Here is an 18,426-nt window from a genome sequence, read left to right on the forward strand (position 1 = left end):
GCTCAGAGGGTGACCAGGCGGCGGGTATCGACGCCGGTGCCGTAGACCGGGTCGCGGCCGGGGATGTGCACCTCGAAGCTGGTCGCGCGAGCGCGGTAGAGCCGGAGCGCGGCCCCGCCGCTGAGCTCGTGCGCCTCGAACCGCTTGGCTCCAGGATCGACACGAGCAAACGCCTCGGCGCAGCGCCGCGTCAGCTCATCGTCAGCGACGACCGAGGCCTGGGCGGAGACATAGACCGCTTGGCCCTGTCCGATCGACGCCGTGGAGTCGAAGATGACGATGACGATCTCCGGTCGCGCGGCGATGTTCTTGGAGTGGTGGGCCGCGGGCGAGGACACCCAGAAGAAGTCGCGATAGTCGACGTGGGTGAAGTACACGGGCGACAGCCGCGGTCGCTGGTCGGGCTCGGTCGTACCCATGGTCAGATATCTGTTCGTATCGATGACGTGCCGCGCCATCTCGCCCAGGTCGTTGGGTTGATTCACGGTGCGACTCCCGGGTGCTCGGCAAAGACGTTCATCCTCGCACGCTGATCCACAGGTCTTGCTGTTGCTCGAGATCGTCCGGGGCCGCGGGCAAGATGTCGTTGAGGCTTCGTCTCCGGCTCGCGCGGCGTCGCCGTTGCCCGACCCGGCGTGGCCGGGAAGAGGTCGTCGTCGATTCCGATCGATCCCCCCGTCCGCGGGACCTCATACGAGGCGAGCCATGGATGGCACCGACCGGATGACGTCTTGCGACGCCTCGCACCGAGTGGAGTGACCTGACGGGTGGGACACTCGACGCGATGACCCTCGCCACGGATGGCCCGCAGCCGCACGCGCGGCGCCGGGTGCCCACGCCATGGGGTGAAGTCGCCGGGCGGGCGGACATCACGATCGTGCTGCTGCTCGGCCTGTACGCCGCGTACTCGCTCGCGTTGTGGCCGCTCGTCCCGACCCTGATCGGGTCGCACCCGTTGCTGCTGGAGATAGTCAGCGGGTCGACCCTGGCCGAGGTGACGGTCGGGGCTCACAGTCGGCTGGGCGAGCTGCCGTTGTGGTTCGCGGTGGTGGCCGGTGTGCCCGGCTCGATGATGTTCGACTGGGTCTTCTGGTGGGCAGGTCGGCGGTGGGGTGACCGCGCACTGCACCTGATCCTGGGCCGGGACCCGTCGCCGCGTGGCGTGGCGAGACGCAAAGCGCGGGCCGCCCGGCTCGAGCGGATGGCTGAGCGGTTCGGTCCGGCGGCCGTCTTGCTGGCCTACTACCTCCCGCTGCCGTCGCTGCTGATCTACGTGGCCGCTGGTCTGTCGGGGATGCGTCTGCGCACCTTCTTGGCTCTGGACGTCGTCGGCACGCTGCTGTGGGTCGGCCCGATTGTCGGTCTGGGGTATGCGGTCGGCAAGCCGGCCGTCGACGTGGTCCACCGGATCGACCACTACTCCATGGTCCTGACCATCGCGGTGGTGCTGGTGTTGATCGGCGTCCAGGCTCGGAGACGTCGTCGCGCAATCAAGTGACGCGTCCGGAGCTGCGCTCCATGGCGCCGCTCGACGCAGGCCTTGCCTTCCACAGCGCGCGAAACCTGGTGGTCTGGAGGCGCGATCGACCGGGACGAGGCCGGTGCGCACAGTTGGTCAGATCAGCCTGGCCCCATCACGTCGAGCGGATCGAGTCCGAGTGAGGTGAGGACCCTTCGTGCGGCGTTGCGACCGGGGCGACCCGAGACCGAGCCGCCGGGGTGCGTCGTCGCGCCGGTGACGAAGAGTCCGGGGATGTCGGTGTCGTAGCGGATCCACCCGGGCACGACCCGACCGTCGACCCTGAACTCGCCACCGTGGCACGAGCCGCCGAGGTTGTGCGGGTTGTGGCCCGCGACATCGACCGGAGACTCGGTGCGCATCGACAAGATGTCCGCCGCGTCGAGGCCCGAGCACCGGGCCGCGACCAACGAGACCAGGCGCGCGCCGTACGCCTCCTTGGCTTCGGACCACGACCGGCCGTCGGCGAGCTCGTACGGCGCGATGGTGAGGATCTTGAACGTCGCACCGTGGGGCGCGCGGTCCGGATCGGCGACGGTCTGGTTGACCACGAGCAGCCATGGGTCCTCGGTCTCGAGCTCGCCGGCGTCGTGCCGGTCGACCTGCCGGGCCATCCCCTCGGTCGTGCCGTAGCCGGCGGCCGTCGACGCCATGCCGGCCGTGCCGTACGCCAGGTCGGACCTCAGCGCCGCGTGGACCGCAAGGACCGAGAGCCCCGGCTGCCAGCTGTCGCGGGCCGCGACGAGGTCGGCGGGCGGCTCGGCCCCGGTCACCATCTCGGCCAGCCGGGCGAGATGGCCGCCCGCGACCAGGGCCCTTCCCACCTCCACCCGCCGGCCGTCGGCGGTGATCACGGCCCGCGCCCCGGAGCCGTCCACCTCGACCTCGGCGACGGGCGCCGAGCAGACGACTCGGCCCCCGTGGTCCTGGATGAGCCGGACGAGTGCGTCCGGGAGCGCCTGGCTCCCGCCCACCGGCGTGGTCCAGCCGAAGTCGACCCGTCCCGCTGACAAGGACGACGGCAGGAAGCCGGTGCCGGGTCGGCGCGGGTCCTGGATGGTGGCCATCGCCATCCAGAGCACGAATGACCGCACCACGGGGTGCTCGAAGGTCTCGTGCACGACGTCCCAGGCGCTGCGCTCGCGGAGCTGCAGGTACGCGCCGGTGATCCCGTCGCGCGGCTGCGGGAGGTGCGAGCTCCACCGCCCGTGGGCAGCTGCGAGCCCGCCGCGCCAGGTCTCGATCATCGAGCGGAACGCCGCTGCGTCGCGGTCGGACCAACGGGCGAGCTCGGCGCACGTCGTGTCGAGGTCCGGGTGCATGACCAGCACGTCGCCACCGGGCTGGGGGAGGACCACCGCGGGATCGGTGGTGAGGTAGCGCAGGGCATAGTCGGAGACCAGGCCGAGCTCGTCGTCGCGGATCAGGGGGTTGTTCTGGATCAGCACGTGCGCGCTACTGCACGAGTCGTGCGCGAAGCCCGGAAGGGTCAGTTCCTCGGTGCGGGTGTTCCCGCCGACGGTCGGGCCGGCCTCGAGCACCAGGACCTCGAGCCCGGCCTTGGCCAGGTACGCCGCGCAGACCAGCGAGTTGTGGCCGGCGCCGACCACCACGACCTCGGCGCGCTCCGGCAGATCGTTCCCGGTCATCGCCATCCCTCCTCGCCGCAGGTTGGCAGAACACCACAACCGTTTGCAAGGGCGGGGCCCGAACCGCCAGATCTGACACTCGGGGCGCGCACGCTCGGACAACGATTTGCCGCACGATGCTTGACACGTGTGGTGCCAGTCACAAGACTGGCGCAACCGCAATCGATTGCGGCTCTATCGAGGAGGAAGCATGGCCCACGTCTCCATCCGCCACGGCTGGAAGGCCGCGGCCCTCGTCGGAGTGATGTCCCTGGGGCTGGCCGCCTGCGGCAACTCCAGCAGCAGTGGCAGCGGCGACAGCGGCGGCGACCTGACGATCGGCGCGTCCCTCCCCTTGACGGGCGACTTCTCGGAGCCGGGCTCGGCGGCCAAGCAGGGGTACGAGGTCTGGCAGTCCCTGACCAACGCCAACGGCGGGCTGCTCGGCAAGCAGGTCAAGCTCACCATCAAGGACGACGCGTCCAACCAGAACACCATCGTCTCGGACTACAACGCTCTGATCAGCCAGGACAAGGTCGACCTGTTGCTCGGCACCTTCTCCTCGTTGCTCAACCTCCCGGCGTCGTCGGTCGCGGAGAAGAACCGGATGCTGTACGTCGAGCCTGCGGGCGGTTCGCCCGACATGTTCAACCGCGGCTACAAGTACATCTTCTTCGCCCAGCAGGCCACTGCTGACAAGCAGGGTCTGGTCTTCGCCGACTGGGTGAAGAACCTCCCGCCGGACCAGAGGCCGAAGACCGCGGCGTACCCGACCCTGGACGACCCGTTCGCTGCGCCGAACGTCGAGGGGATCCGCGAGGTGCTCGAGGCGGCCGGCATCAAGACGGTCTACAAGACGACCTACGCGATCGACACCAAGAACTTCGACAGCATCGTCGCGGCCATGAAGTCGGCCAACCCCGACCTGGTCGTGCACGGCGCGACGTTCGAGGACGGCGTCGGGCTGACCCGCGCGATGCTGAAGTCCGGCTGGACCCCGAAGATGTTCTACGAGACCAGCACGCCGTCGTTCGCCGACCAGTACGTCAAGGCGGTCGGTGAGGAGAACACCGAGGGCGTCATGTATGCCGTGAGCTACTCGCCCGACGCGGACACCCCGGGCAACAAGGAGTTCGTGGCGGAGTACACCAAGATGTTCGGTCAGGCCATTCCGCCCGAGGACGCGGCTGACGCCTACGCTGCTGCTCAGGTCATGCAGGCGGCGGTGGAGGCGGTGGGCAGCATCGACGACCAGGGGAAGCTGGCGGACTGGCTCCACGCGCACACGGTCGACACCATCCTCGGACCCCTGTCGTGGGACGACACGGGTGCTCCGCAGAGTGACTTCCTGATCGGCCAGTGGCAGAACGGCACGGCGGAGGTCGTACTGCCCGCCGAGGTCGCGACCGCCAAGGCCGAGGTGGGCTGGCACCCGGGGTCGTGACCGAGCTCGTCCAGACCCTCGTCCTCAGCCTGTTGGTCGGTGGCATCTACGCCCTGGTCGCCAGCGGCCTCACCCTGATCTTCGGGGTGATGCGGGTGATCAACATCGCGCACGGTGCCTTCATGATCCTCGGCGCGTTCATCACCTACACCTTGTGGAACCAGCTCGGGCTGGATCCCTTGCTGGGGGTGCTGATCACGACGCCGGTGGTCTTCGGCCTCGGCTGGGTGACCTACCGGCTGCTGGTCCGCCCGATCCGGCACGCACCGATGTCGTCGACGGTGCTGCTGACCTTCGGGTTGGCGTTGGTGGTCGAGGGGGCCATGGGCGAGATCTGGGGCAACGACTCGACGTCGATCCGCCCGTCGTACGTCGACCGGGCGTTCCATGTCGGAAACGTGTTCCTGCCCGAGGCCCAGGTGTACGGCGGAGTGCTGGCGGTCCTCGTCCTGTTGGCCCTGTGGCTGATCCTCACCAAGACCTGGCTCGGCCGGGCCATCCGGGCGGCGGCCGCCAACCCCTCCTCGGCCGAGCTGGTCGGGATCAAGGTGACCTCGGTGGCGGCGCTGGTCTTCGGGCTCGGGCTGGCCGCGGCTGGAGCGGGTGGCGCGATCACCGGCGTGCTCTACCCGTTCGTGCCCGGCTCCCACTACCTCTGGATCGCGCGCCTCCTGGCGATCGTGGTGCTCGGCGGCCTCGGCAGCCTCGAGGGTGCGGTGCTGTCGGCCCTGGTCTTCGGCATCGCCGAGACCGTGACCGCGGTCTACATCTCGCCGGCGTGGGCGACCGCCGTCCCCTACGCGATCGTGTTCTTCGTGCTGCTGATCCGCCCGCAGGGCCTGCTCGGCACCCGCCTGCGTGACGACGCGGTGACCGCGTGAGTGCCGCCACGGCCGAGCCGGCGCCCGGCAGGGGTCAGGCGCTGAACCCGATCTGGCTCGGTCGCCTCATCGCGCTCGTCGCCGGCGTCCTGCTGGTGCTCTACCCGATCCTCAGCGACAACCTCTACTACCAGAACATGATCATCCTCTCGCTGGTCTTCGCGATCGCGGCGAGCGGGCTGAGCATCATCACCGGGCTGGCGGGCTACGTCTCGCTCGGCCAGGGCGCGTTCGTCGGCCTGGGTGGCTACACCGTCGGCGTCCTCGCCACCCACCACCCGGACACCAACGTCTGGCTGTGGATGCCGCTGGCCGGCGTGACCGCCGGGGTGGTCGCGCTCGTGCTCGGCCTCGTCGCACTGCGGGCGAGCGGACCGTCCTTCGTGATCATCACCGTGGCGTTCCTGTTCCTCGTGCAGGTGATCGCGATCAACTGGCGGTCGCTCAGTGGTGGCACCGAGGGACTCAGCCTGCCGATCCCGACCTGGAACCCGGACATCATGAACTGGCCGTTCTACTACGCGTTGCTAGGGATCCTGACCCTGCAGCTGCTGCTGTGCTGGTGGATCCGGCGTACCAAGCTCGGCACCGGCCTGGTGGCCATTCGCGAGGACGAGACCAAGGCCGCCACGATCGGCATCAACCTGCCGGTCGAGAAGATGATCGCGTTCGTCGCCAGCTCGGTGCTGGTCGGCGTCGCCGGCGGGGTCTACGGCTACTACCTGACCTTCATCGACCCGCGCGGCATGTTCAACATCCTGCTCAGCGTCGAGACGATGTTGGCCCTCCTGGTCGGCGGGAAGGCGACGCTCTGGGGGCCCGTGCTCGGTGCGTTCATCGTCGAGCCGCTGAACGAGTACGCCAACAACAACCTCGGCGGTGGGAACACCAAGCTGTTGATCTTCGGTGGCCTGCTCGTGGTGATCGTGCTCTTCCTGCCGCAGGGTGTGCTGCCCGCGATCGAGTCGATGCTGAGCTGGCTGCGGACGCGGGGCAGGGCCGGTCCGGTCGGGGCCCGCATCGGCACCGGCGGCAGTCTCGCCTCGCTGACCGCGCGGCTCTCCCTGGTCGACCGTGAGAGCGCGCCTGATCCCACACCCCTTCTCGAGGTCAGGGACCTGCGCAAGACGTTCGGCGGGCTCAAGGCGGTCGACGATGCCTCGTTCATCGTCCAGGAAGGCTCGATCACCGGCCTGATCGGGCCCAACGGGTCGGGCAAGACCACGTTGTTCAACCTGATCGACAACACCATCCACGCCGACGGTGGTGAGATCCGCCTGGCCGGCGAACGCATCGACCGGTTGTCGTCGTGGGCCCGCGCCCACCGCGGCCTCGGGCGCACCTTCCAGATCACCCGGCTGTTTCGCGAGATGACGGTGCTGGAGAACGTCGTGGCCGCGCAGCGCTCCTTCTCGTGGGGTCAGCTCGGCCGGATCGCGGTCAGCGGCCCCGAGGCCAAGGCCGCCGAGGAGCTCCTGGAGTACGTCGGGATGCTGGCGTTCAGGGACCAGAAGGCGCGAGCCCTCTCCTACGGCCAGCAGAAGCTCGTGGAGCTGGCGCAGGTGCTGATGCTCGACCCGAAGCTGATCCTGCTCGACGAGCCGGCGGGTGGCATCAACCCGGTCCTGATCGACCGGATGTCGGAGATGATCCGCGAGCTGAACTCCTACGGGAAGACGTTCCTGATCGTCGAGCACAACATGCCGTTCGTGCTCGGCCTGTGCGACCCGGTGCACGTGCTGGGCCGCGGCCGGACGATGGCCTCGGGCACCCCCGACGAGATCCAGAAGGACCCGGCCGTCGTCGACGCCTACCTCGGTGACGACTTCGTGCTCGAGGCCGCAGAGGCGGCGACGCCCGGCGACGTACCCCTGGAGGCGAAGAACCGATGAGCGACGACCTCCTGCGGCTCTCCGGCGTGGTCGCCGGGTACGGCGGCGGCGACGTGCTGCAGGGCGTCGAGATCGGCGTCCCCAGGGGGTCGGTGGCCTGCATCGTCGGGCCGAACGGTGCCGGCAAGTCCACGGTCCTGAAGACGATCAGCGGCCTGCTGGCGCCGAGGCGTGGCGAGATCCACCTCGAGGGTGAGCGCATCGACAACCGTTCGGCCGCCCACATCCTGGGCCGCGGCATCTCCCAGGTGCCGCAGTCCGACGCGCTCTTCCCCCACATGACCGTGCGCGAGAACGTCCTGCTCGGCGCCTACATCATCAGGCGCCAGAAGACGCTGGTGAAGCAGCGCTACGACCAGATCGCCGATCTGTTCCCGATCATCGCCGAGCGCAGCCACCAGCACGCGGGCAACCTGTCCGGCGGCCAGCGACGGATGGTGGAGTTCGCCCGGTCCCTGATGCTGGACCCGGTACTCCTCCTGCTGGACGAGCCGTCGCTCGGCCTCGACCCCAAGGCGCTGCGGACGGTCTACGACTCGGTGATGGTCCTCAAGGAGGGCGGCAAGACGATCCTCGTCGTCGAGCAGAACGTCCGCTTCGGGATGCGTCTGGCGACCCACGGCATCGTGATGGAGAGCGGCAAGGTCGTCACCCAGCGCGACGCGGCGTCGATCCTCGACGACCCGGAGCTCGCGGCGATGTACTTCGGCGGGCAGGCGCGGGCGCGGTCCTCCTGACGGCTACCGGCCCCCGAGCGTCGTGAGATCACGCTCGGCGAAGCGCCGGTGGTGCCACTCCTCGTTGACCACGATCCCCAGCGCCTCGGCCACCGGGTAACTGTCGGCCGGCGGCCAGCCCTCGCCCTCGACCGGAGTCGTCTGCCCCTCCAGGTCGGCGTCGGTCAGGTCGGCGAGGACGCGGCGTACGGTCGCCTGCCGGTCGGCGCGCAGGGCCAGCACCTCGTCGAGCGTCGGGCGGATGGCCTCGTCGTGGCGCCACTGCAGGTCGCGGAGGGTGTCGAACGGCAGGTCGAGGGGCGACCACGGGTCGGGGTCGCCGAGGTAGACCCGGCCGATCCACGCGTCGGTGGCGTAGCAGAGGTGTCGCAAGGTCTCGATGAACGACCACTCGTCGTCGACGCGCTCGTGGAGGAGCTCGGGGTCCAGGGACCGTGCGTGGTCGACGGTCTCCGCCCAGAGGCGTTCGAGGATGTCCCAGGCCTCGCGGAAGTCGTCGGCGGTCTTCGGCTTCATCTTCGCGTAGTCGGGATCGCGGCGTGCGAGCTCCGCCTCGATCAGGGGCGCGACGTCGACGCCGTTGATCACGACGTTCTCGAGCTCACCGTCGATCTCGACGTCGGTCAGCTCGACCCCACGCATCCGTACGTCGCGAAGTCCGGCGTGTCGGACCCATGCGCCCGAGAGGTCGATCCAGCTGAAACGTGTTTCGCGCAGGCGCGTGCGCTCGAAAGTCGTATCGGAGAGGTCGTGCAGCTGGTCGCTCATGGCGGCCAGGCTAGGTCACCTTGCGGACGGATCACGTCCGGAACCGTGACCGGGGTCGTCCCTGTGGCGGACGCCGAACCCGGCCATCCCGCCCTAGCCTCCTGCCATGGAGGTGGACCTGCGCGAGATCGATGACCTTGTTCTCCAGGAGCTGAGGGCGTCGATCCTGCTGCCGGCCGAGCAGCGGAAGTATGTCGGCGGCACGGTGGACGACGCGCTCCGGGACGCGGCGGCGTACCCCGAGGCGAATCCGTGGCCACGCGGCGTCTACGTCGACGGCGCTCCCGTGGGTTTCGTGATGCTGAGCTGGGACCTCCGGCCGGACCCGCCCGACCCGACGCTGGTCGGACCGTGGTTCCTGTGGAAGCTGATGATCTCCGCCGACCAGCAGGGCAACGGGTACGGCCGCGCCGTGATCGACGCCGTCGCGGAGGTGATCCGGCCCGAGGGAGCAACCGAGCTGCTCACGTCTTACGGCGAGGGCGAGGGCGACCCGTCCGGCTTCTACGCCGCCCTGGGCTTCGTCCCGACCGGGGACCGCCACGAGGGCGAGGTCGTCGCGGCGCTCCCGTTGTGAGGAGGAGCGTTGGGACGAGGAGCGTTGTGAGGAGGAGCGATGGATGACGATGCCGAGTTCCGGCACTGGTTCGAGACCACCTGGCACGACGCCGAGATGGCGCTGCACAACGGCGATGCCCGACCACGGTTCGAGACCTGGTCGACCCACGAACCGGTCACGCTCTTCGGTGCCTGGATGAACGCCACGGATGCCGACGAGGCGCGTGAGGTCTTCCGGCGCCTCGAGCAGTCGTTCGCCGACGTCGAGGAGGGCCGGATCTCGATGGTGGCGCACGGAGTCAGCGGCGATCTGGCCTACACGGTCCACCGCGAGCACACGACGACCACCGTCAACGGCGAGCCACGTGACTACGTGCTGCGGGTGACACAGGTCTACCGGCGTGAGGAGGGCACGTGGCGGGTCGTGCACCGCCATGCCGACAACGAGGCGACCGTCACGGGGTCGTAGATTCCGGGCATGGGCTTCGTCTACTTCCGCGCCACGCTCGACCCCACCAAGCAGGAACTCCTCGAGGCCTGGCTGCCGTCGCGCAGCTGGGCCTCGGGGGTGACGTCGGTCGAGAAGCTCGCCGAGTACCGCTTCGACGACCCGGCCGGTGAGGTGGGCGTCGAGACGATCCTCTGGCGGACCGACGGCGGCGCGGTCCTCCAGGTGCCGTTCACCTACCGGGCCGCCCGCCTGGCCGGAGCCGACGACTTCCTGGTCGGGACGACGGACCACAGCGCCCTGGGATCCCGTTGGGTGTACGACGGGTGCGCCGACCCGATCTGGGCGTCGACAGTGGCGACCGCCATCCTCACCGGTGGCACCCAGGCGCAGATGGTGATCGAGCGCGACGGCGAGCTGGTCGACGTACCGCCGCGGATGGAGGTGCGGGGCTCGGGATCTCCCGGCGCCGACGTGCCGCCCCTGGCGTCGGTCGACGCCGTCACCGACGACGGCCCGATCACGACGATCGCCGCCGGGCCGCTGACCATCTCGCTCGCCCGCGTGGTCGGGACGCCGGTCGAGGGCGAGGCGACCTTGACGGGCAGTGCCGGCGGGCAGGATCTCGGCGTGCTCGCCGCCCTCCGACAGTGATCGCTGGTCAACCCAGGGCCGCTGACACGACCTCGCGGGCGGCCTCCTGCACCTCGGCGAGGTGGTCCGGGCCGCGGAAGGACTCGGCGTAGATCTTGTAGACGTCCTCGGTGCCGCTCGGCCGGGCCGCGAACCAGGCGTTCTCGGTGACCACCTTGAGGCCGCCGATCGCGGCACCGTTCCCGGGCGCCTCGGTGAGCTTGTCGGTGATCTTCTCGCCGGCCAGCTCGGTAGCGGTCACGTCGCCGGGGGAGAGGGCGGCGAGCTTCGCCTTCTGCTCGCGGTTGGCGGGTGCGTCCACCCGTGCGTACGCCGGGTCGCCGTGCGAGGAGACCAGCTGCTGGTAGAGCTCGCTGGGCGTCGTACCGCTGACCGCGAGCATCTCGGAGGCGAGCAGGTCGAGGATGATGCCGTCCTTGTCGGTGGTCCACGCCGTCCCGTCGCGACGCAGGAACGAGGCTCCGGCCGACTCCTCGCCACCGAAGCCGAACGAGCCGTCGATCAACCCGGGCACGAACCACTTGAAGCCGACCGGCACCTCGACCATCGGCGTGCCGAGCGACTCGGCGACCCGGTCGATCATCGACGACGACACGAGGGTCTTGCCGATCCGCGCCGCCTCCGGCCAGTCCGGCCGGTTCCCGCTGAAGAGGTAGGCGATGGCGACGGACAGGTAGTGGTTGGGGTTCATCAGGCCCGCGTCGGGTGTGACGATCCCGTGCCGGTCGGCGTCGGCGTCGTTGCCGGTCGCGATCTGGTACTCGTCCTTCCGCCCGATCAGCGACGCCATCGCGTGCGGCGACGAGCAGTCCATCCGGATCTTGCCGTCCCAGTCGAGGGTCATGAACCGCCACGTCGGGTCGACGAGCGGGTTGACCACGGTCAGGTCGAGGCGATGGACGTCGGCGATCCGCTGCCAGTAGGCCACGCTCGCCCCACCCAGGGGGTCGGCACCGATGCGCACTCCGGCGCTCCTGATCGCGTCGATGTCCACGACGTTCGGCAGGTCTGCGACGTACTCGCCGAGGAACGCGTGGGGGAAGCAGGACTTCCGGGCCCGGGCGAAGGCGATCCGGCGGACCCCCTCGAGGTTGGCACGGATCAGCTCGTTGGCCCGCGCGGCGATCACGCTCGTCGCATCGGCGTCGGCCGGGCCGCCGTGGGGAGGGTTGTACTTGAAGCCTCCGTCGTACGGCGGGTTGTGGCTCGGCGTGACCACGATCCCGTCGGCCAGGCCGCTGCCGGTCGTGCGGCCCTGGTTGACCGCGAGGATCGAGCGCGAGACCGCCGGCGTCGGCGTGTACCCGTCCTCGTCGTCGACCCACACCTCCACGTCGTTGGCGACCAGCACCTCGATCGCCGTCGCCCAGGCCGGCTCCGACAGCGCGTGCGGGTCGCGACCGATCAGCAGCGGCCCGTCGTACCCCTGCTCCTTGCGGTAGTCGCAGATCGCCTGTGTGGTCGCGGCGATGTGCACCTCGTTGAACGCGACGTCGAGGCTGCTCCCGCGGTGACCGCTGGTCCCGAACGCGACCTGCTGGTCGACCCAGTCGTCGGAGTCCGGGTCCGGCTCGAGCGTGTAGTACGCCGTCACCAGGTGCGCGACGTCCACCAGGTCCGAGGGTTGGGCGAGGGTTCCTGCGCGCGGGTCGGCCATGTCGCCATCCTGCCCTCTGCACCGCTCGTTGAGGAGGCGCACGTGATCCGGATCGGGGCGAGAACCCCTACGCATCCGAGGATGCGCCGAATCCTTGCCGGAATGACCACCGCCACCGTCGTCGCCCCCGGCTCCAGGACGCCCACGTCATCGTGGACCGACTGGGGTTCGCGCCCTGGGCCCAGGAGGTGGCGGAGCAGGAGCGCGAGCTCGAGGTCTTCTTCGACGGCATCGTCGTGTGCACCGTGACCGGTTCGACCCACGCGGGGATCATCGCCGGGTTCGCCGGCCAGGACCGACACCTGGTGCGCCAGCGCGACCTCGGTCCCGACTCTCAGGTGCTCTGTGCCCACCTGGGTGGGCAGCCCGCGCTCAAGGCCTCCTCCGCCCTGTTCACCAGCACCGAGCGCATATACGACTGACCGCGCGTCGAAACGCGGTGTCGGTGCCCAGGTCCCCGGCAACGAGCGGTGATGTCGAGACGGTCGCAGAACGACCTTTCCAACAACCGGGGGCCACGGGTTCGGCTTCTCCTTCTTGCCCGCGTCCCTGTCGGCTCGCACCGATGGTCAGGTTCGCCGGTGGAAGGTCCATTCGCCGTCGGGTCGTGGTCGGAGGTCGAAGTGGGTGTCGTGGACCCGGCGGTGGTGGTGTCCGCAGAGGGGGAGGCCGTTGTCGAGATCGGTGGGTCCGCCTCTGCTCCAAGGGATGCGGTGGTGGTGGATCTCGCACCAGGCGAAGGGGCGGGTGCAGCCCGCGATGGCGCAGGTGTCGTGGATCAGGGCGTAGCTGCGCCGTTGGCTGCGGTTGTGCAAGCGGCGGGAGCGACCCAGGTCGAGTGGCATCGAGGGCCCGTCGAGGACCGCGGGGATGATCCCGGCGCTACAGGCCAGTCGGCGGGCCTCACCGGCGGTGAGCACGACGCCGGTGTCCAGCCCGGCGACACCGATCCCGGTGCGCAGGGCGTCGAGATCCAGCTTGACGATGACCTCGCAGCCGTTGCCGGCGTGTCCGGGCCAGCCGGTGGTGGGCAGGTGCTCGATCAGCTCGCAGAGGGCGGCGCCGTGGGTCTCGTAGATGTTCGCGCCGTAGCCGGTGCCGGGTGCGGTCTCGTCGACCACCACCTGCCCGGACCGGTCGCGGCACAGCCGGCGTGGGGAGGTGAGGCGGTCCAGGGCCTGCGTGAGCAGGTGACCGTGCAGCTCGGAGATCAGGAACTTCCCGGAGAAGGTGCCGTTGCCGTTGTCGTGCAGGGCCAGGAAGGTCTCGGCTTCGGCGGAGCGGGTCTCCCGGCCGAGCAGGATCGCTTCGTGCCGGTCGGCCAGGTCGTGGTCGATGCGTGCGAACATCCGCCGGGCCGTGTGGCGCAACCGGGTGGCGTCGATGCCCTGGCCGGTGCGGGTGCCGGTCCCGGTTGCCTGGGCGACCAGCCACTGCTCGGCCTGGGCGATCTGGGCCGTGGTTGCCTCGGCGGGGGCCTGCTCGGCGGCGTGCACGATCACCTTGACCTGCTCGAGGCGTAGCTCTCCGGCGGCGAACGCAGCTCGGGTGGTGGTGTACTTCTCGGTCAGGAGCCGGGCGATCCGTAGCGCGCCGGCGGCCTGGCCGCGGGTGGTGCCGGTCAGCCGGGCGAGCCAGGCATCGGTCCCGGTCTCCGCGGTCCGGCCCGACACCCGGCGCTGGTCGGCCTCGGTCGACAGCGACATCCGCAGCGCCGCGGCCCGCGACTCCAGCTGGGCCAGGCCCGCGATCACGGTGCCGAGCGCCTCGTCGCCCATCTCCTGGACCGGCGCCTCGGCGGCCAGCGCCAGGCACGCCGTCGCGTCGGCCACCATGTCATCGGGCCTGCGGCCACCCGGGCGCAGCTCGGTCGCCCGCGCCGGAACCGGCGCCGGCTCGAGTACCAAGATGGCCATACATAGATGGTACCGAACGCACGTTCGATCTGGCAAGAGCCTTCCTCACCCTGTGGAAACCCGATCTCCCGGGCCACCAACCTCGGTCGATGAACGCTCACGACGCCCGCGTTGCCATCCTCAGGGTCAGGGTCGGTCCTCGCTCGCCTTCAGCACGTCGTCGAGCTCGGCGAGGAGGTACGCGCGGAGGTTCTCGCCGTACACGATCGCGTCGCCGCCGACGATCGAGAGCACCCACTGGGAGTCGTCGTCGACGACGTAACGGTGGGCGTAGATCGGGAGGAGCTGCGGCGAGGGCCCGCCCTCCAGCCAGCGACGGCCGCCGTAGTGGAGGTCGAGCTCCTCGGCGAACTCCGACCTGTCGGCAACGGCCTGCATCCGGGCCCGGATGCACGTGCCCTCGTGCAGCCAGTCGTAGAAGCCCGGAGCCCGGTACTCGACGAGGTCGACGGTGCCGTCATGAGCACCGCGCCGCCAGGGTGTCGTGCTGTGCAGGGTCTGCAGGAGCAGTCGGTAGTCCGGCGGGAAGTGAACCCCGAAGCGCCGTTCGAGCTGTGTGATCGTCTCGTCGTCGAGTGGGCCGGTCCAGCGAGTGCCTCGCCGCCACGTGGCCCCGATGAAGCCTGCGCTCCGGAAGTCGTCGAGCGAGGGCTCCTCGACGTTGGCCCACGCGGCCTCTGTCGTCTCGCGCAACCAGGTGAGGAAGCCCGGGCCGTACTCCGGAGGCGGGTCGGGCGCCATGCGTTCGACTCTAGGACGAGCGGAGGTCCGCTCAGTCCTCGCGCACCGTCAGCAGGTCGCCTTCGCTAGGTTCTCCGGGTGCTGGTGACCGAGGTGGACGGCGAGGACGTCGTCGTCCGCTACGCCGATCCCGACCACGTGGCCACCCACGTCTCGGTCTGGGCACATCTCCACCTCGGCGACACCTCGATGCACCAGGTGGAGGGCGGCTGGGAGGTGCGGGTGTCCGGCCTGCCGGTCGACCGTTTCGAGTACCTCCTGGACGTCGACGGCGACCTCCGGCCCGATCCCTCCAACCCCCGGATCACAGGTGGTCCGTTCGGAGACCACTCGTGGATCCCGCTGCCGGCCTACCGCGAGCCGGTGTGGCTGGGGCTCGAGACGTACCCCGGCGACCGGGCGACGCTGACGCTCTCGCGGACGGGTGCGGGACGGTTCGACGCCGAGATCTGGTCGCCGGTCGACACGTCGGTCACCGACCCGTTGCCACTCCTGCTCAGCCACGACGGCCCGGAGATGGACGCCTACGGCGGGCTCACGGCGTACGTCGCAGCGCTCGTCGCCGCGGGGACGCTGCCGCCGATGCGCGTCGCAATGGTCGCCGCGGGGCCACGACGCAACAAGCGGTACGCCGCCAACCCGGCGTACGCGCGCGCCCTCACCAGCCGCCTGGTGCCTGCCCTGACCGACGCGGTCGCGACCGAGGGGAGACCGGTGCTGATCGGTCAGAGCCTCGGTGCGCTGGCCGCGCTGCATGCGACGTGGACCTCGCCGACGACATTCGGTGGGCTGTTCCTCCAGAGTGGGTCGTTCTTCACCCCTGAGCTCGACCCCCAGGAGTCGGGATTCGAGCACTGGCGCGAGGTGACCGGCTTCGTGGCCAGCGTGCTCGCATCGAGCCGGGCGGCGCCGGGTGCGCCACCGATCACGCTGACCTGCGGCACGGCCGAGGAGAACCACGCCAACAACGTCGCGATGCGAGACCACCTTGCGGCCGTCGGCGTCGAGACGGGTTGGGGCGAGGTGAGAGACGGGCACACCTGGACCTGCTGGCGCGACACCCTCGACCCTCATCTGACTGATCTGCTTCTGCGAGTCTGGGCGGCGTGATGGAACGCCACCAGGTCGAGCTCGACGCACCCGGCTTCGACCGGGCCGGCACCGTCATCCGGTACGGCAACTACGGCCGACCGATGATCGTGTTCCCCAGCGAGGCCGGCCGTGCGTGGGACTACGAGAACAACGGGATGGTCGGCGCCGTCTCCCATCTGATCAACGACGGTCGGGTCAAGCTCTACTGCGTCGACAGCTTCGATCACGCCAGCTGGTCCGACCGCGGGCTGCCGATCGAGGAGCGGGCCCGGCGCCATCAGGCGTACCAGGCCTGGATCTCCGACCAGGTCGCGGCGTACGTCGGCGCCGACAGCCACGGTGCGTCCGACGCGATCGTCACCGGGTGCTCGATGGGCGGCTATCACGCGCTCCAGATCGCCCTCCAGCGCGCCGACCTGTTCCCGGTGGCGATCTGCCAGTCCGGCAACTACGACCCGTCGACGTGGCACGGCTGGGGCGAGCGCGGGGACTCGGCGTACTTCACCAACCCGACCGACTACGTGCCCCACCTCCACGGCGACCACCTCGACTGGACGCGGTCGCGGCTGCACGTCGTACTGACCGTGGGCGAGGGCGCCTGGGAGACGCACCCGACCGGGTCGCTGCCGAGCGCGCGGCGGATGGCCCACCTGCTCGGCGAGAAGGGCATCTCCCACGAGCTCGACGTGTGGGGGCACGATGTCTCCCACGACTGGCCCTGGTGGCGCAAGCAGCTCGCGCACCACCTGCCACGCTTCTGCTGACCTGACCGACCCGGATGGACACGAGGTCATCGGAGTGCCGTCGGGTCCGGCCAATGTGCCGGGTGGCGCGGTCGGCGAAGCTGCCAGGGACGCTGGACGTGACCGGCGTACGCCGGCACCCACGCGCTCTCGACGGCCGAGCAGAGGCAATGACTAGTGTCGACGCATGCCCGCGCAGAAGGACCACCTGATCGGTTTGCTGCTGGGGGCCGAGGAGGACTGGCCGCAGGCGTTCGAGCAGATCCTGCGCTTCGTCGGCCCCCTGAACGTCGACGACACCGAGCACCGGCTCGCCAGCGAGCGTTTGACGATCGAGCCGTTCGACCTCACCGACCCCGTGCGCACGGGCCTGGTCATCGACCGGCTCGCCCACTGGTACTTCCACCCCCGCGAGTGGCTGAAGAAGGCCGCGCTCGTCAACGGCACCTACCTGCTCAACAGCCCCTTCACGTTCCAGTCGATGGAGAAGCACTCGGCGTACTGCGCGATGATCCGGCTCGGCCTCAAGGTGCCGCCGACGATCCTGGTGCCGTACAAGAACCCGATCGACAACCACCGCTGGACCTACACCAGCGAGAAGTACAACAAGCCCTTCGACCTCGACGTGCTCGCCGCCGAGCTGGGCTACCCGCTGTACATGAAGCCGTTCGACGGCGGCGGGTGGCGCGGCGTCAGCCGGGTCGACGACCAGCACGACCTGCACACGGCGTACGACGACTCCGGCGAGATGTTGATGCACCTCCAGGCGACCGTCGAGTACGACCACTTCGCCCGGGCCCTCTCGATCGGGCCGGAGACGATGGTGATGGACTTCCGTCCCGAGCAGCCGATGCACGACCGGTACGCGGTCAACCATGGCTTCCTCTCCGAGTCGGCCGGGAAGCAGGCGGTCGCGATCTCGCGGATCGTCAACGCCTTCTTCCACTGGGAGTTCAATTCCGCAGAGATGCTGGTGAGGGGCGATGAGGTCTACCCGATCGACTACGCCAACGCCTGCCCCGATGTCGCGGTCACCTCGCTCCACTACTACTTCCCCTGGGCGATCAGCGCCCTCGTGAAGTGGTCGACGTACTGCCTGGTCACCGGCCGTCGCACCAACCTCGACCTCGAGATGGCGACGTACTTCGAGATCGCCGACTCCGACCGGTCCTACGACGAGAAGCTCGACGCCTACCTGGCGCTGGCCGACCGGCACTTCGAGACGGAGCACTACCACGCCTGGTGCGCCGAGCACCTCGGGCACCTCGACGAGCTGGTCGCCGAGTGGGTCGGCGGCTCGGACTTCGACCGGCTGCTCGTCGAGACCGTGCAGGCGACGTACCCCGCACACGAGCACGAGCAGTTCCTGGCCCACTTCCGCGGGCTGATCGGGATGTGGCTGCTGGAGCAGGCCTCGTCCTGAGCCTCCGGGGGTCGGTTCATCACGCTGGGTGGGTGAGGCGGCTGGGATGAAACCGAGGCGGAGGCCGAAGTGACCGAGCCCCGGACCCGACCCCGCGCCACACGCCCGGATGCTCGTGCGTCACAGATGGTGGGGACATCGCGAGGAGGGGCATGAGCCACGAGCAGGAGTGGTGCGCACCTGGATCAGCCGCGAGCGCGACGTACCTGCTGACGGCGTGCACAGCCGTGGCGCCTACGAGTCGGCGTTCGACTGGAACGGCTATCGCGCCTCGGTCCTGCTGGCCCCGTTCGACGGCGACTCCCGGTCGGCGTGCGAACGGACG

At 69.6% G+C, this 18,426-nt stretch carries 18 protein-coding genes; 12 read left to right on the forward strand and 6 right to left on the reverse strand.

From position 1 onward, the window contains the following. Positions 1 to 2: 2 nt before the first annotated feature. Entirely contained in the window at positions 3 to 485 is a 483-nt protein-coding gene (locus VGJ24_RS10745) for a pyridoxamine 5'-phosphate oxidase family protein (RefSeq protein WP_331500575.1), read from the reverse strand. 299 nt (positions 486 to 784) lie between these two features. On the opposite strand from VGJ24_RS10745, the gene VGJ24_RS10750 reads away from it, so the two are divergent. Beyond that, the gene (locus VGJ24_RS10750; RefSeq protein ID WP_331500576.1) at positions 785 to 1,498 is read left to right on the forward strand and encodes a DedA family protein; all 714 of its coding nucleotides are present in this window, start codon (positions 785 to 787) and stop codon (positions 1,496 to 1,498) included. 122 nt (positions 1,499 to 1,620) lie between these two features. On the opposite strand, the gene VGJ24_RS10755 is transcribed toward VGJ24_RS10750, so the two are convergent. Beyond that, positions 1,621 to 3,168 carry an NAD(P)/FAD-dependent oxidoreductase gene (locus VGJ24_RS10755; protein WP_331500577.1) on the reverse strand — a complete coding sequence of 516 codons (1,548 nt, stop codon included), beginning with the start codon at positions 3,166 to 3,168 and terminating at the stop codon, positions 1,621 to 1,623. A gap of 190 nt (positions 3,169 to 3,358) precedes the next feature. On the opposite strand from VGJ24_RS10755, the gene VGJ24_RS10760 reads away from it, so the two are divergent. The 4 genes from VGJ24_RS10760 to VGJ24_RS10775 are packed head-to-tail and all read left to right on the forward strand — an operon-like array spanning position 3,359 to position 8,101. Next, positions 3,359 to 4,591, forward strand: a complete 1,233-nt coding sequence (locus tag VGJ24_RS10760) for an amino acid ABC transporter substrate-binding protein (RefSeq protein ID WP_331500578.1) — start codon at positions 3,359 to 3,361, stop codon at positions 4,589 to 4,591. Then, a complete protein-coding gene (locus VGJ24_RS10765; RefSeq protein ID WP_331500579.1) occupies positions 4,588 to 5,472 on the forward strand; it encodes a branched-chain amino acid ABC transporter permease in 885 nt (294 codons plus the stop codon). Before VGJ24_RS10760 ends, VGJ24_RS10765 begins: the two co-directional genes overlap by 4 nt. Further along, on the forward strand, positions 5,469 to 7,364 hold the full coding sequence (locus VGJ24_RS10770; protein ID WP_331500580.1) for a branched-chain amino acid ABC transporter ATP-binding protein/permease: 1,896 nt from the start codon (positions 5,469 to 5,471) through the stop codon (positions 7,362 to 7,364). Before VGJ24_RS10765 ends, VGJ24_RS10770 begins: the two co-directional genes overlap by 4 nt. Then, on the forward strand, positions 7,361 to 8,101 hold the full coding sequence (locus VGJ24_RS10775) for an ABC transporter ATP-binding protein (RefSeq protein ID WP_331500581.1): 741 nt from the start codon (positions 7,361 to 7,363) through the stop codon (positions 8,099 to 8,101). The genes VGJ24_RS10770 and VGJ24_RS10775 overlap by 4 nt, the downstream gene beginning before the upstream one ends. 3 nt (positions 8,102 to 8,104) lie before the next feature. Here VGJ24_RS10775 and VGJ24_RS10780 read toward each other — a convergent pair whose 3' ends face one another. Then, the gene (locus tag VGJ24_RS10780) at positions 8,105 to 8,869 is read right to left on the reverse strand and encodes a DinB family protein (protein ID WP_331500582.1); all 765 of its coding nucleotides are present in this window, start codon (positions 8,867 to 8,869) and stop codon (positions 8,105 to 8,107) included. 106 nt (positions 8,870 to 8,975) lie between these two features. On the opposite strand from VGJ24_RS10780, the gene VGJ24_RS10785 reads away from it, so the two are divergent. The 3 genes from VGJ24_RS10785 to VGJ24_RS10795 are packed head-to-tail and all read left to right on the forward strand — an operon-like array spanning position 8,976 to position 10,529. Continuing rightward, positions 8,976 to 9,446 carry a GNAT family N-acetyltransferase gene (locus VGJ24_RS10785; RefSeq protein ID WP_331500583.1) on the forward strand — a complete coding sequence of 157 codons (471 nt, stop codon included), beginning with the start codon at positions 8,976 to 8,978 and terminating at the stop codon, positions 9,444 to 9,446. A gap of 39 nt (positions 9,447 to 9,485) precedes the next feature. Continuing rightward, a complete protein-coding gene (locus tag VGJ24_RS10790; RefSeq protein ID WP_331500584.1) occupies positions 9,486 to 9,896 on the forward strand; it encodes a nuclear transport factor 2 family protein in 411 nt (136 codons plus the stop codon). A gap of 9 nt (positions 9,897 to 9,905) precedes the next feature. After that, positions 9,906 to 10,529: a CG0192-related protein gene (locus VGJ24_RS10795; protein WP_331500585.1), complete on the forward strand. Its 624-nt coding sequence runs from the start codon at positions 9,906 to 9,908 to the stop codon at positions 10,527 to 10,529. Positions 10,530 to 10,536: 7 nt separating this feature from the next. Here VGJ24_RS10795 and pgm read toward each other — a convergent pair whose 3' ends face one another. Beyond that, positions 10,537 to 12,186 carry a phosphoglucomutase (alpha-D-glucose-1,6-bisphosphate-dependent) gene (gene pgm / locus VGJ24_RS10800; protein WP_331500586.1) on the reverse strand — a complete coding sequence of 550 codons (1,650 nt, stop codon included), beginning with the start codon at positions 12,184 to 12,186 and terminating at the stop codon, positions 10,537 to 10,539. 152 nt (positions 12,187 to 12,338) lie between these two features. Here pgm and VGJ24_RS10805 point away from each other — a divergent pair, with 152 nt between their 5' ends. Continuing rightward, complete coding sequence (locus tag VGJ24_RS10805) at positions 12,339 to 12,608, forward strand: hypothetical protein (protein ID WP_331500587.1); 270 nt, start codon at positions 12,339 to 12,341, stop codon at positions 12,606 to 12,608. 147 nt (positions 12,609 to 12,755) lie between these two features. Here VGJ24_RS10805 and VGJ24_RS10810 read toward each other — a convergent pair whose 3' ends face one another. Together VGJ24_RS10810 and VGJ24_RS10815 are read right to left on the reverse strand one after the other, a co-directional pair. Further along, positions 12,756 to 14,102, reverse strand: a complete 1,347-nt coding sequence (locus tag VGJ24_RS10810; protein ID WP_331500588.1) for an HNH endonuclease signature motif containing protein — start codon at positions 14,100 to 14,102, stop codon at positions 12,756 to 12,758. A 126-nt stretch (positions 14,103 to 14,228) separates the two neighbouring features. Continuing rightward, on the reverse strand, positions 14,229 to 14,843 hold the full coding sequence (locus tag VGJ24_RS10815; RefSeq protein WP_331500589.1) for a hypothetical protein: 615 nt from the start codon (positions 14,841 to 14,843) through the stop codon (positions 14,229 to 14,231). Positions 14,844 to 14,921: 78 nt separating this feature from the next. Here VGJ24_RS10815 and VGJ24_RS10820 point away from each other — a divergent pair, with 78 nt between their 5' ends. From VGJ24_RS10820 to VGJ24_RS10830, 3 genes are all read left to right on the forward strand, one after another. Then, positions 14,922 to 15,953 carry an alpha/beta hydrolase gene (locus VGJ24_RS10820; RefSeq protein ID WP_331500590.1) on the forward strand — a complete coding sequence of 344 codons (1,032 nt, stop codon included), beginning with the start codon at positions 14,922 to 14,924 and terminating at the stop codon, positions 15,951 to 15,953. Beyond that, the gene (locus tag VGJ24_RS10825) at positions 15,953 to 16,699 is read left to right on the forward strand and encodes an esterase family protein (protein ID WP_331500593.1); all 747 of its coding nucleotides are present in this window, start codon (positions 15,953 to 15,955) and stop codon (positions 16,697 to 16,699) included. The genes VGJ24_RS10820 and VGJ24_RS10825 overlap by 1 nt, the downstream gene beginning before the upstream one ends. A 166-nt stretch (positions 16,700 to 16,865) precedes the next feature. Then, entirely contained in the window at positions 16,866 to 18,101 is a 1,236-nt protein-coding gene (locus VGJ24_RS10830) for a hypothetical protein (protein ID WP_331500591.1), read from the forward strand. Positions 18,102 to 18,426 lie beyond the last annotated feature (325 nt).

The organism is Nocardioides sp. (assembly GCF_036493135.1).
Classification (GTDB): Bacteria; Actinomycetota; Actinomycetes; order Propionibacteriales; family Nocardioidaceae; genus Nocardioides.

Excerpts from the sequence above, each read along its gene's own strand:
- VGJ24_RS10750 (WP_331500576.1), top strand. The coding sequence starts at position 785 with ATGACCCTCGCCACGGATGGCCCGCAGCCGCACGCGCGGCGCCGGGTG.
- VGJ24_RS10755 (WP_331500577.1), bottom strand. The coding sequence starts at position 3,168 with ATGACCGGGAACGATCTGCCGGAGCGCGCCGAGGTCGTGGTGGTCGGC.
- VGJ24_RS10760 (WP_331500578.1), top strand. The coding sequence starts at position 3,359 with ATGGCCCACGTCTCCATCCGCCACGGCTGGAAGGCCGCGGCCCTCGTC.
- VGJ24_RS10775 (WP_331500581.1), top strand. The coding sequence starts at position 7,361 with ATGAGCGACGACCTCCTGCGGCTCTCCGGCGTGGTCGCCGGGTACGGC.
- VGJ24_RS10780 (WP_331500582.1), bottom strand. The coding sequence starts at position 8,869 with ATGAGCGACCAGCTGCACGACCTCTCCGATACGACTTTCGAGCGCACG.
- VGJ24_RS10785 (WP_331500583.1), top strand. The coding sequence starts at position 8,976 with ATGGAGGTGGACCTGCGCGAGATCGATGACCTTGTTCTCCAGGAGCTG.
- VGJ24_RS10790 (WP_331500584.1), top strand. The coding sequence starts at position 9,486 with ATGGATGACGATGCCGAGTTCCGGCACTGGTTCGAGACCACCTGGCAC.
- VGJ24_RS10795 (WP_331500585.1), top strand. The coding sequence starts at position 9,906 with ATGGGCTTCGTCTACTTCCGCGCCACGCTCGACCCCACCAAGCAGGAA.
- pgm (WP_331500586.1), bottom strand. The coding sequence starts at position 12,186 with ATGGCCGACCCGCGCGCAGGAACCCTCGCCCAACCCTCGGACCTGGTG.
- VGJ24_RS10810 (WP_331500588.1), bottom strand. The coding sequence starts at position 14,102 with ATGGCCATCTTGGTACTCGAGCCGGCGCCGGTTCCGGCGCGGGCGACC.
- VGJ24_RS10815 (WP_331500589.1), bottom strand. The coding sequence starts at position 14,843 with ATGGCGCCCGACCCGCCTCCGGAGTACGGCCCGGGCTTCCTCACCTGG.
- VGJ24_RS10825 (WP_331500593.1), top strand. The coding sequence starts at position 15,953 with ATGGAACGCCACCAGGTCGAGCTCGACGCACCCGGCTTCGACCGGGCC.
- VGJ24_RS10830 (WP_331500591.1), top strand. The coding sequence starts at position 16,866 with ATGCCCGCGCAGAAGGACCACCTGATCGGTTTGCTGCTGGGGGCCGAG.